This window comes from Chrysiogenia bacterium, from assembly GCA_020434085.1.
Taxonomy (GTDB): Bacteria; JAGRBM01; JAGRBM01; order JAGRBM01; family JAGRBM01; genus JAGRBM01.
Genome location: JAGRBM010000628.1, coordinates 1 through 12723, shown reverse-complemented (window position 1 = coordinate 12723; position 12723 = coordinate 1). Strand labels below are relative to the sequence as shown.

Sequence of the window (12723 nt, the reverse complement as noted above, 5' to 3'; positions counted from 1 at the left end):
CAGAGATCCGTGAAGGCCCACCTGGTAGCTGTTCGTTTGTGCGAGCCCCGCGTAGGTCTGGGCCAGGACCGGCTGCGTAGTCGCGTTGCTGCGCGCGACTTCGAGAGTGAAATCGATGGAACTCTCTTCGTAGCTTGGCGCCAGGTTGAGGTGGCCACCACCGGTCACGCGAATGCCGGTTCCAGTTGCGACAAACTCGGTGATTTCCACTGCATGCGCATCGAGCGTCGCATTCGCCGTGAAAGAATCGAATGTGGCACTCGCCAGTTGTCCGGACATATCGGGAAGCGCCGCAATAAACTGCGGATCTCTGCCGGTAAGCTTGATGGTCGCGGCGACGGGAATGGCTTTGCCGCCTCCGGCATCTGCGTCGAGACCGAGCTTCCCCGCGAGTGAAAGCCATGGGGTCAGGGCGAGGGGGCTCTTCAGGTTGAAATTGGCGCGCAGCTTCAGCCAGGTGAAGTCCGGATCGGGCGCGCGGAGTTGATCGGCCGGCAGGCCGAAGGTGAGATTCCCGAAGAACTCCTGAGCGGCGAACTTCGCACGCACCTGCAGCTCATCCGATGGATCGGGGGCTGAGCGAAGGGTGGCCCTGCCTGCATCGATGGTTTGCCCGTCAAGGGACCCTCGCCAGCGAACCGAGCCATCCTGCTCGTCGAACCCGCCGGGCAGCATGAGGGAGAGCCACTCCCAAGTGACCGCGCTGCTGCTGGCGCCGGGAATTCTGGGCGTTTCGGGCCCGTTACCTGGATCGAGCGCAACCCAGAGGGCGGCCGCAGCGGTCAGGGCAATGAATGCAATGAGGACTTTTTTCATAGCGATGATGCGATCCTAAACGATTTACGTTGCTTTCCTTCACGGGCTTTGGATAGCGTTGGGCGACCAAGCCCGCGCAAGGAAATTTTCATGTTCCCTACACGAACCGCACTGGCAACCCTGGCGATGCTTCTCATTCTATGCCTCCCGCATTGCGAGAAGAAAGAAGAGAAGACCATGGAACAGCGGCGCGCCGAGCACATGGCACGGATTGAGAAGTTGCGCGAGCGCCACCCGGCAAAGATCTTCGATCCCGGAGAGAGCCACGGGAAGGTGGTCAAGGCCGGTGACGACAGCGATGAAGAGCTGATCGGGACCGATGGCAACGACGAGGTGATCGGCGGCAGCGGCACGGACGTGATCCGGGCGGGCGAGGGCGCGGACCGCGTGCGCGGGGGGGACGGCAATGACCGGCTCTTTGGCGAGGGGGGCAACGACGAGCTCTTCGGCAGCGACGGGGACGACTACATGGACGGAGGCCCCGGCGATGATGTGCTTTGGGGCCAGGACGGCAATGACACGCTGCGCGGTGGGCCGGGCGCCGATACGATCTCGGGAATCATGGGAGCCGATACCTTTGTCTGGCTCCCGGGCGACCTCGAAGGGGGCGTCGATGTCTTCGATGGCTTTGATGCTAGCGATGTGATCGATGTCTCGGCACTTCTGGCCGAAGCGGGCTACCAAGGCGACGGCTCTGCCGAATCCCTGAAGAACTACCTGCGCGCAAACGGCAACGCGCTCGAAATCGACCCGAGCGGCACCGGTGAGGGATTTGTCGAACTGGTCAGATTTGTGACCCCGGTCAACTTTGAGGAACTCCTGGCCAAAGGGCAACTGAAGCTGCGCCCTTAAAAAGCCCGCATCCCACTCTACATTTCCAGAACCTGCAATCTCTGCTGTACGCGTGGTTCGTGTACTGCAGAATCACAAAGTGCAGTGGCACTGCACGCCAATTTCTGCGTTTCTCCTATGGGCTGGCATTTTGTGTCCACCTCCTTTAACCTCAGGAAACTAGCTATGGGGGCCAGTGCGTCTAGCTGACAAGGCGCAGAAACGACCCATTGTGGGAGGAACAGGGATGTACACCAAAATTAACTGGATTGCAGGCTGTGTTGTGGCAATTGCTGTGGCACTTGTCGGAGTTCCAAACACTGCATTTGCTGCATCATTCATTGTGAATGATACGGGCGATGGCAGCGATTTCGACGCCGGCGACGGCGTCTGTGAAGTGACCGACGGCGGGGGCGATTGCACCCTGCGCGCGGCGATTGAAGAGACCAACCAGCTTGCCGGCGCCGACACGGTGACCTTCTCTGTGACCGGAACCATCACGCTGGGTAGCGCACTCGAATACATCGTCGATGACCTGACCGTTACCGGCCCGGGACAGACCGCCCTGACGGTCGATCTTGACGGCAATGTCGGCGCGGTGTTCGCGATCGACAGCCGACGCAAGCCGATCATCGACGGCATGCAGGCGACGATCAACCATCAGGATGTCGGCCTTGAAAAGACCCTGACCCTCTCGGGTCTGACCCTCACGGGCAGTGGTGGGCATGACGGCACCAATGGCGGAACAGAAACATCCAGCAGCACCCATGGTACCGGCGGCGGCGTCTATGTTGCGGACAACGATTCGCTCGTGTTGAGCAACTGCCGCGTGACCGGCAATGAAAGCGACCAGCGCGAAGACGATACGGCGGCCGGAATCAACATCGGGGGCAACGCGACCATCCGCAACGTGATGGTCGACAACAACGCGTTCGTAGGCGGCACCAATCCGGAGCGCGCCCAGGGTGCAGGCATCAGCATCGCCGGCGGCTCGCGCAACATGGTGCTTCTTGAGAACGTCACGGTGAAAGAAAATACCACCGTTGGAGGTGGCGGCGGCATCTCGATCGACGGCGGCGACAAGGTCGTCTCGCTCAAGAACGTGACCGTCAGCGACAACACCGCCATGGGAACCTACATCAACAATGACAACAACGGCGAAGGCGGCGGCGGCATCACCCTCTCGGGCAACCGCTATACGCTGATCCTCGAGAACGTGATCGTCGACGGCAACATGACCCAGGGCGTCGGCGGCGGCATCTTCATGACCGGCGCCGAGGGCAAGTCGGTTCTCGCCAAGGGCATCAAGATCATCAACAACATCGCCAATGACGATGGTGGTGGTATCGAGGTGCAGCAGGGCGGGCTGATGAAGATCTACAACTCGACCATCTCCGGCAACGAAGCAGGTGCCTCGGCGACCCAGACCGGCGCTGAGCGGCCCGCCGACGGCACCGACAGCGATTATCGCACCAATATCGACACCGTCGATGGTCAACTCACCTACAGCAGCGGTGAGGATGCCCGGTTCGTGCACGGCGTCGTTCCGGGAACCGCAACCATCCGGGTAGCAAGCAACGATAACAATGCCAATACGGTGGAAGCCTTCACCGATGGTGACATGGACGGTAATCTGACTGGTGATGACGGCGGAACCGGCACGATCGACTACGAGACCGGCGAGTGGAGCATCACGCTCAACGCCAACCCCGGGAACAGCAACGAGATCTATCTGGAATACGACATCGTTCTGGGCAACGGCGGCGGCGTCGCCGTGGGCCGCATTTTCAATGAGCACAACTACGGCCATGCCGTGCATCTGATCGGCACGACCATTACCGGCAACACTGCCGAAGTGGACGGCGGCGGCATCTACAATGGCGATGGTAAGGTCATCCTCTCGGGCAGCACGGTCAGCGGTAACACTGCGGGCAACCTTGGCGGCGGCGTGAGCGTGTCGCAATCCGGCGTGACCGACGATGACGAAGGCGGTCTGATGGGAACCCTGTTCGGTCAGAACAGCACCATTTCCGGCAACAGCGCCGGCGGCGCCCACAAGGATTGCACCGGCAACGTCCTGAATCTGGGCGGCCTGGGCATCGGCGTGACCGATGGCTGCACGTCCACGACCACGACGAATCTCTTCAACATTGGAACCGACTTCCGCGGCGTCACCTCGGTGGGCGGCGGTGGCGGCTGCGTGCTGAGCGCCGACGAGTCCGGCGCGGGATATGGCTTTGTCTTCCTGCTCGGCCTGGCCATCGCCATGGCGGCCGCATCGCGCCGTCGCGGCATTGCCGTGAAGGCCGCTGCCCGCAAGGGCGGAATGCTGCTTGTTCTTCTGGCGGTGCTGGCGATTCCCTCCAGCGCGCTGGCGGCGACCTTTACCGTGAGCGATACCGGCGACGGTGTTGATGAAGACACCGGCGACGACATCTGTGAAGTGACCGACTCGATGGGCGACTGCACCCTGCGTGCGGCCATCGAGCAGGCCAACGCCACGGCGGGCGCCGATACGATCACCTTCTCGGTGACGGGCACCATCACCCTTGGCAGCGGCCTTCCCGAGATCAGCGAGAGCCTGACGATCACTGGTCCGGGTGCGGCCTCGCTGACGCTCGATCTGAACAGCAACAGTGGGCCGATCATTGAGATCGGCAACGATTCCGACGGCGACCTTGCGCGTGACAGCCAGAACATCGAAATTACCGGTCTGACCCTTACGGGCTCGGGCGATGAAGGCGCGCTCGAAATGGGTGGCAACAACAGCTCCGAGAGCGCCGATAAACTCGTTCTCCGCGACTTGATCGTCGAGGGTAACGAAGATGATGACGACACCGACAACGACGTCGGCGGCATCTTTATCGGCAGCAGCGCCGACATCATCGACGTCATCGTTCGCAACAACGAGGGCGGAACGGCCGGCGGTATCGAAATCAGCATCGCGCCCAAGCACATGGTGAACCTGATGAACGTGCAGGTGACCGACAACGTCTCCCGCAGCGGCGGCGGTGGTATCCGCGTGCGCGGCGGACCGGCAACGATCAACTTCAACAATGTGACGGCAACCGGCAACGAAGCCCAGGACGGCAGCGGCGGCGGCATGATGGTGACGGGTGCGCCCAAGAACTTCACCGTTGCCAACTCGACCTTCTCGAACAACACGGCCGCATGGGATGGCGGCGGCATCTATACCAATGCCGGCATTCTTCAGCTCTTCAACGTCACGATGAAGGACAACACAGCGGGCAGCACCGACACGATCAGCAACTGGGATACCGGTGACGACCTGGCCATTGGGACCTCGGCCTATATGTCAAAGCTCGAAACCTTTGGGTCTCAGGAAGTTGATGACGGCGCCGATGTGATCCTTGAGGACGTCAACTGGCGCCGCATCGATCCGGGCAGCGTGTCCATCAACGCGGGCGGGGAAGAGACCTTTACCGATCCCGGCGAGGACGGCGTGCTGGTCGGCGGCAGCGGCGGCACCGGCACGATCGATTATGCGACGGGCGAGTTCTCCATCACGCTTAACTCAGCGGCGGCCGGAACAGGTAATATTGTGGGGACCTTTGATGCGGTCATCGGTGATGGCGGCGGCATGTATGCCGCCGACCTGACCGAGGACAACGCCTACGGCGGTCTGATCGTGGAGTTCAACGGCCTTCGGGTCAGCGGCAACACGGCCATGAACGCCGGTGGCGGCATCTCGATGCCCAATGGCACCATGGTAGGTTCGGGTGCTGCGGTGACCGGCAATACCTCGGGTGGCAAGGCAGGCGGTGTCTACGCACCGCGTGATCTCATCATCCAGGACGACTGGCAGGGCAACTACTCTCGCGAGGGCAAGCCGCGTTTCGTTACGAACGGCGCGGCGGTGACCGGCAACACGGCTGGCCTTGGAAACGACTGCTATGGCACGCTGACGGCGGTGGGCGGCATTGCGCTTGGCTCGGCAACAGAGTGCACCGCCGAAGCAGTGGCCAACTACTTCGGCTTCGGGACCGTTGTCAGCAGCAGTGACTGCACCCTGAGTCCGACGGAGTCGGGCAGCTCCATGTTCATCCTGATGAGCGCGGTGGCGGCGGTGTTCATGGTTTCGCGTCGTCGCCGGAGTGCCGCACGCTGAATCCAGTAGATGTTTGATTGATTTCTCAACCACATCCCCGGCCCTGCGCCGGGGATGTGTCTTTTGGGGACAAGGGGCAGAGACGAGTCGTGATGAGTGAGCCGAATTTCAGAAAATGGTTGTTGCACGCTCCGGTGCTTTGGGCATTTCTATTTTGCATGGCCTGCGCGGACGCCATTCCGGAGGGGCCGGCCGGCGGTCCCCAGGGGGACGAGCCGCGGCTGGATTTTGGGGGGCCGGTCAGCATCACTTACTCGACGCGCGAGACCGCTGTGCGGGGCCAGATTGTGGTTGTGACCAATGCCTCGGCCGATGCCATCGAAGTCCGCGTGAACGGCCTGGAATTGGCTCTCGATGAGACTCTGCGCCAGGATGGGAGCTACCGTTTGCCGGTCTCCCTGCCCCAGGGGACCTATCAGCTCGGTGTGCGCCGCAAGGGAGGCACCACTGACACCAGCACGCGCCAGATCTCGCTGGTGCCCAGGCTTTTCAGTGATGTCTCCGTTCAGGTGGGGCTCTCCCGCATTCATGACTACCCCGGGGAGTCCCACAGTTGCCTTCCGATCTCCACGGGCCTTGGCTGGTCCGATTTCGACAACGACGGGGACATGGACTTCTACTACGGAAACCTGGGCAGCGACGGCATCCTCTTCCGCAATCAGGGGGACCTTGGCAGCGACGGGTTGCCCGATTTCGTCAACGCCACGCAGGCCGCCGGGCTGGCGGGGATGGAGAACATCTCTTTTGTAGAGTTTGTCGACTACGACAACGATGGCGATGAGGACCTTTTTCTGGGCCGCTGGGGGCGCGATGCGCTCTTCCAGAACCGCCTGATTGAGGACGGCACTGCCACCTTCGTGGATGTCTCTGCCGGCTCCGGACTGAATGGCTATTCGCAGCAACGCACGATGGTCGGGGCCTGGGGCGACTACGATGGGGACGGGGACTTGGACGTGTACGTCGGACATCATTCCTGGTGCACACTCAATCCCACCTCAACGCATCAGAATGACCACCTCTACCGCAACGACGGTGGAAGCTTCGTGGAAGTGACGGGGTATCTCCCCAGCGCCCAGAACCAGCTCCGGGCGCTGACTTTCTCGGCGCTCTGGGTCGACTATGACCGGGACGGGGATCAGGACCTGATCGCCATCACCGACCACATCAATGACAACATCAGTCGCCCGAGTCTGCTGTGGCGCAACGACGGCCCTGGCGCGTCGGCGCCCGACTGGAAGTTCTCGGAGATCGGTGTCCCTTCGGGATTGAGCTACCCGCTGGACCCCTTCTCCAAGGGCATCAACGCCATGGGACTGGGAATCGGGGACATGAACCACGACGGCTATCCCGATTTCTCCTATACCAACATCGGGCCGAACTACCTGGTATTCAGTGACGGCGCAGGTGGTTTTACCGATGTTTCGGACGCGGCGGGCATTCGTCGCAGCCGCCTGCCCTGGGGATTCGATTCCGTTACCTGGTCGAGCAATCAGTTCGACTACGACAATGACGGGGATCTGGACCTCTACTACGGCGGCGGGATCATTTATGAGCCGGCCCCTGATTCGGTGCCAAACGCATTTTTCGAGAATGACGGGACGAATCATTTCACCGAGCGCACCTGGGCGGCGGGACTCGACGACTACAACTCGGGCAAGGGGGCGGCGATGATCGACCTCGATCGCGACGGCTTCCTGGAATTTGCCGTGCACAACTACGCGGGGCCGCTGCGGATCTATCACAACAACGCGCCGGAACTTGGAAATACCAATCATTGGATCTTCATCACGCTCGAAGGGCAGGGCGGGGCAGGAAAGACCAACCGCGATGCCATTGGTGCGATTGTGAGTCTCACCACCCCCGATGAGGTGACCCAGACCTGCTTCCATACGACACGTCCGGCCCTTGGCGGCGGCGGCGAGCGTGGCTGTCACTTCGGCCTGGGTTCGAACACCAGCATCAGCGCACTGGAAATTCTGTGGACCACGGGCGTGACTACGACGCCCTCCGTCCCGGCCGTCGACCAGCGCGTGCATTTTGTGGAGCCCTGATGATACGAAAACTACTTTGCTGCTCGATCGGTATTGCTGTGCTTCTGATCTGCAACCGGCCCGCGCGTGCTCAGACAGCCGATCCCGACTGTGATGGCCAGTACCCCCGGCACGTCCGCTTGCTGGTCGAGGGCAAACTGACACTCGAGGGAGATCGACTGGCCTTTACGCACCGAAAGCGCGCGGAGCGATTCATTACCAAGGGGCGCTACGGCAACCAGGTCCTCTATCCGCTCAGCGCACTCTTCGACGACTATCCCGAGACTCGCTTCGTGCGATTCGACGCCTGCGGGATGAAACAGAAAGATATTTCGGCCGAGCAGGTGCGTGCCGAGCCCTGGCGCTACTACCTGTGGAACCGCAAGGTGCAGAACGGCTACCTGAAGTTCATGGACTTCGTCGAGGCGCTCAAGGGCTCGACGCTCGAGCCAAATACCGAGCCCGGGCGAAACGGCGGCGCGATAGCTCCTCAGAAGCGGATCCTCACCCGCGGAATCAGCGGAAATCCCGAAGTGATCCGCTTTATCCACACGATCACGCTTTCCAAAGACCCCTTGTCCAAACCCGCCGCAACGCCGGCTCAACCGGAGTCGACGGGCAGGCCGGCGCCCGGTGCCAAGCCCGGTCGGGGCAAAGGCAAGAAGTAGCCGCTCGGATTTCTGAACGGCAGCAGTTTTTTAGCCCCGTTTGTTACATCCTGGCTACGTCCATGTAGTCGAATCTCACCGAAATACCGCATCAGGGGGGCTTGTCTCGCTTTTCAGCGACAAGCATAGTGAACCGCGTGAAGCGAGCTTTGCTACTCTGAGGAAAGCGTGAAGTCTTCGGGTCGTGTCACAACTTTGCTTGCGCTGACAGCGGTGCTTTTGCTGGGGCGGGCGCTCCCGGTTCTGGCAGAAGAGCTGCTTACCTGGGATGAGTGCATCGCCGAAGCGGCTGCATACAATGCTTCGCTGCAGGCCGCTGATCGCCGGCTTCGTGCTGCGCAAATGAATGTCGATTCTGCCCATGGCGGCTACTTTCCCGAGGTCAATGCCGAGTTTAACTACGACTACGGAGATCGGGGATCCACGGGTAATACCAATTCCTACAGCGCCGGCATCAAGGGCAAGCAAAACCTCTTCGGCGGATTTGCCGACGAGAAGCGAATTGAGCAGGCGAGGGCGGCGGTCTTGCTTGCCAAAAGCGAACGACAGATCGTCCGGGCACAGGTCAGCTTTGAACTCAAGACCGGTTTTCAGGAACTGCTTTTCGCACAATCGAACAAGGCATTGACTGGGCAGATCATTGCGCGCCGCGAGGAAAACTACCGGCTCGTCTCGCTTCGCTACGATAGTGGGCGTGAAAACAAGGGCTCGGTCCTTCTCTTCCAGGCCTATCTGGAGCAAGCACGCTACGAAGACCTGCAGGCAGGACACGATGTTGAAGTGGCGCGAGCCCAGCTTCGCCGCGTCATGGGTCGGGACGAACGTGCCGAGTTCACGGCCTCTGGAGTCGTGCCCATGAGCGACCCACTGAGCGCGCCGGATTTCGGCGAACTTGCCCGGCAGACGCCCGAATATCAGCAGGCCCTCTATCAGGAACAGTTTGATCTGCGTGCAATCTCGCTGGCGCGCTCCCCGCTCTACCCCTCGCTGGACCTCAATGGTCAGTTTGTGCGTGAGGGAGATGATGCGACTCCCGACGACAACAATTGGTCGGTGGGGGCTTCCCTCAATGTGCCCCTGTTCAGCGGATTGCGAGATTACTACTCGGTAAAGAGTGCGCGGGCCCTGGCGGAGGCTTCCAGTGTGGATGCGCTCGATGCGGTCAGGCGCGCGCGAACCAGACTCGAACAGACGCACGCCGCGTTTGTCGAATCCCGTCAGAAAGTGCTGGTGGATGAGCTCTTCATGAAGGCGGCAAGCATCCGTGCGGAGATTGCGCGGAGCAAGTATAACAACGGATTACTCTCGTTCGAGGATTGGGACGTCATTGAAAACGATCTGATTTCCAGGCAGAAGAATCACTTGCAGAGCCTGCGCAACCACGTGACCACCGAAGCGGCATGGCAGCAGGCACAGGGCAAGGCGGTGTTTGAGTGAGTAATGGAGAAAGCCATCGACTGAATCGCCCACGGCGACGTGGCCGCTGGATGATCATGGTACTGGTCGTAGCGTTGGTCGGTGCGGCGGCCGTCTACAAGTGGCAAGAGGCCCAAACCCCTCCGCAGCAGTACCGCGAGGTGAGAGTCGAACGCGGCGATATTTCCTTTACGATCCTGAGCACAGGCACGGTGGGGCCGGAGAGACAGCTCGATATCAAGGCGCCCATTGCCGGGCGTGCAGAAGAGATCCTGGCCGAAGAGGGCCAGAGTGTGAAGAAGGGCGATCTTCTGGCATGGGTGAGTTCAAGCGAACGGGCCGCATTGCTCGATGCCGCGCAGGCCAAGGGTGCGGCCGAGCGCAATAAGTGGAAGGAATTCTACCGTCCGACGCCGGTAATGGCCCCGGTTTCAGGAACAATCATCCAGCGCAATGTGGAGACGGGCCAGACTTTTACGACTGCAGACGCGATCTTCGTCCTTTCGGATCGGCTGGTAGTTAAGGCTCAGGTGGATGAAGTCGATATCGCGCACGTAAAACTTGGCCAACGGGCACGAATTACCCTGGATGCCTACGGCGACCAGCCATTTGACGGGAAAGTGAGCAAGGTTGCCTTCGACGCCGCGCTCGTCAACAACGTCACGACTTACATCGTCGAAGTGCTACCCGACAAGGTGCCCCCCTTCATGCGCAGCGGCATGACGGCAAATGTCCGATTTACCATCCTTGAAAAGAAGGATGTGTTGCTCGTGTCGAGCGATGCGATCAGCTACTCCGGTGAGACGCGCTCGGTGCTGCTCAAACCGGCGCGCCCGGAAGCCAAACCCGAACAACAGGTGGTGGAACTTGGCATCAGCGACGGAAAACAAACGGAGGTGCTCTCGGGCCTCCGGGGAGGGGAATTGCTGCTGATCCCCGATGTCGACTTCAGCAAGTCGGGCGCCGCAGGTGGCAGCCCGTTTGCGCCGAGCCGCAGGCGTTAACGCGTGATCAAGCTCAGCAACGTCTCCAAACAATATCGCATGGGTAGCCATGTGGTACACGCATTGCGTGAGGTATCTTTCGAAATCGAACGCGGGGATTTCGTGGCAATCATGGGCGCGTCGGGCTCGGGAAAGTCGACGCTCATGCACCTGCTGGGTCTGCTCGATGTACCCGATTTGGGCTCTTACGTAATTGAGGGCCGCGAGATCGCCAACATGAACGATGAGGATCTTTCAGCCCTGCGGGGCAGGGTCTTCGGCTTCGTGTTTCAACAGTTCAATCTTATTCCCCGTCTTTCGGCCGTGGAGAACGTAGCGCTTCCGATGATCTACACGGCTGCGCACCGGGATCTCAGCCGTGCCGCCGAATTGCTCGACCATGTGGGACTTGGCGACCGACTCGATCACCATCCCAACGAACTCTCTGGCGGCCAGCAGCAGCGCGTGGCCATTGCGCGCTCGCTCATCAACCGCCCTCTTGTGCTGCTTGCGGATGAACCGACCGGGAACCTGGACTCGGCCAGTGAACGCGAAATTCTTGATACGCTCCGCCGCCTCAATGAGCAGGGGATCACCGTAATCATTGTGACCCATGAAGAAGAGGTGGGTGCGCAGACCAAGCGTCTGATTCGCATGAAGGACGGAGAAATCGTCTCCGACGAGCGCCTGGAACCCCTGCCGGCAATCCCTGCCGAGCCGGAAAAGCCTGTGGTAGGTGAGGTTGCCGGCCACTCGCTTCTGGGCGGCGTGTTTGCCTACCTGTCCCAGGGGCTCTCGATGCTCATGGCCAACAAGGTGCGCAGCGGCCTGTCTGTCCTTGGTATTTTGATCGGAGTGGCGGCGGTGGTCGCAACGCTGGCGCTGGGACGGGGCGCACGCCAGTCCATCGAGCAGCAGATGTCGGCGCTGGGTTCGAACCTGCTGGTGCTGCGCTCTGGCGCGGTGCGTGTCGCCGGAGTCACCCAGCAGGCGGGTACAGTCTCGCGCCTGACAGTGGAGGATTCAGTGGCCATTGGCGAGAGCGTTCCCCATGTGCTTGGGGTGTGCCCTTCCATCAACGACCGTGTTCAGGCCACCTACGAGGGGCGTAACTGGAACACGCGGGTGATCGGGGCAACACCGTCCTATGAATGGATGCGCAACGCCAGGCCAACGATTGGGCGCTTCTTTACCGAGGAGGAAAATCGGTTGCGTGCCCGTGTGGCGGTAGTTGGCGTTGCGCTCGTGCGCGAGCTCTTCGGTGGCCGCAATCCGGTGGGCAAGTATTTCAAGATCAACAAGGTGAACTTCCAGATCATCGGCGTGTTGCCTGAGAAGGGCTTTGCCACCTGGTGGGATCAGGACGATGTGGCAATCGTGCCCATCCTCACGACGATGGATCGGGTCACGGGCAAGGACTATGTCGAGTCGATTGAAATACAGATCGATCATGCATCGAACATCGGCTGGGTGCAGGGAGCGGTGGAGGAACTGATGTATTCGCGCCACCGCGTACCGGCCTCCCAGCGCGAGGGAGCCTTTCGCATCCAGAATCTCGGAGACGTGCAGTCGGCCATGGAGGAGAGTAACCGGACCATGTCTCTTCTGCTGGCGGCAATTGCCGCAGTCTCCCTGCTGGTGGGCGGGATCGGCATCATGAACATCATGCTCGTCTCCGTGGCGGAGCGAACCAGGGAAATCGGCCTGCGAAAGGCCGTTGGGGCGCGCGGGGGCGATATTATGGTGCAGTTCCTGGCAGAATCGGTGGTCGTCAGCGTTGCCGGGGGGCTGTGCGGAATTGCCCTGGGTTGGGCCGTATCCGAGGGATTTTCCCGCTTTGCAGGCTGGGT

The 12723-nt window shown here is 60.9% G+C and carries 8 protein-coding genes; 7 read left to right on the top strand and 1 reads right to left on the bottom strand.

All coding sequences use genetic code 11. From position 1 onward, the window contains the following. The coding region (locus tag KDH09_20270) for a hypothetical protein (GenBank protein ID MCB0222045.1) at nucleotides 1-816 on the bottom strand (816 nt) is incomplete at its 3' end. Between the two features lie 90 nt (nucleotides 817-906). On the opposite strand from KDH09_20270, the gene KDH09_20265 reads away from it, so the two are divergent. From KDH09_20265 to KDH09_20235, 7 genes are all read left to right on the top strand, one after another. Continuing rightward, nucleotides 907-1668, top strand: a complete 762-nt coding sequence (locus KDH09_20265) for a hypothetical protein (protein MCB0222044.1) — start codon at nucleotides 907-909, stop codon at nucleotides 1666-1668. 322 nt (nucleotides 1669-1990) lie between these two features. Continuing rightward, nucleotides 1991-5776: a right-handed parallel beta-helix repeat-containing protein gene (locus KDH09_20260; protein ID MCB0222043.1), complete on the top strand. Its 3786-nt coding sequence runs from the start codon at nucleotides 1991-1993 to the stop codon at nucleotides 5774-5776. 158 nt (nucleotides 5777-5934) lie between these two features. After that, nucleotides 5935-7827 (top strand): CRTAC1 family protein, encoded by a 1893-nt coding sequence (locus KDH09_20255; protein ID MCB0222042.1) that lies wholly within the window; start codon nucleotides 5935-5937, stop codon nucleotides 7825-7827. Beyond that, complete coding sequence (locus KDH09_20250; protein ID MCB0222041.1) at nucleotides 7827-8474, top strand: hypothetical protein; 648 nt, start codon at nucleotides 7827-7829, stop codon at nucleotides 8472-8474. The genes KDH09_20255 and KDH09_20250 overlap by 1 nt, the downstream gene beginning before the upstream one ends. A gap of 168 nt (nucleotides 8475-8642) precedes the next feature. Further along, the gene (locus KDH09_20245) at nucleotides 8643-9911 is read left to right on the top strand and encodes a TolC family protein (protein ID MCB0222040.1); all 1269 of its coding nucleotides are present in this window, start codon (nucleotides 8643-8645) and stop codon (nucleotides 9909-9911) included. Between the two features lie 50 nt (nucleotides 9912-9961). Beyond that, nucleotides 9962-10894 carry an efflux RND transporter periplasmic adaptor subunit gene (locus KDH09_20240; GenBank protein ID MCB0222039.1) on the top strand — a complete coding sequence of 311 codons (933 nt, stop codon included), beginning with the start codon at nucleotides 9962-9964 and terminating at the stop codon, nucleotides 10892-10894. 3 nt (nucleotides 10895-10897) lie between these two features. Then, nucleotides 10898-12723: ABC transporter permease (locus tag KDH09_20235; GenBank protein MCB0222038.1), on the top strand; the 1826-nt coding region annotated here is incomplete at its 3' end.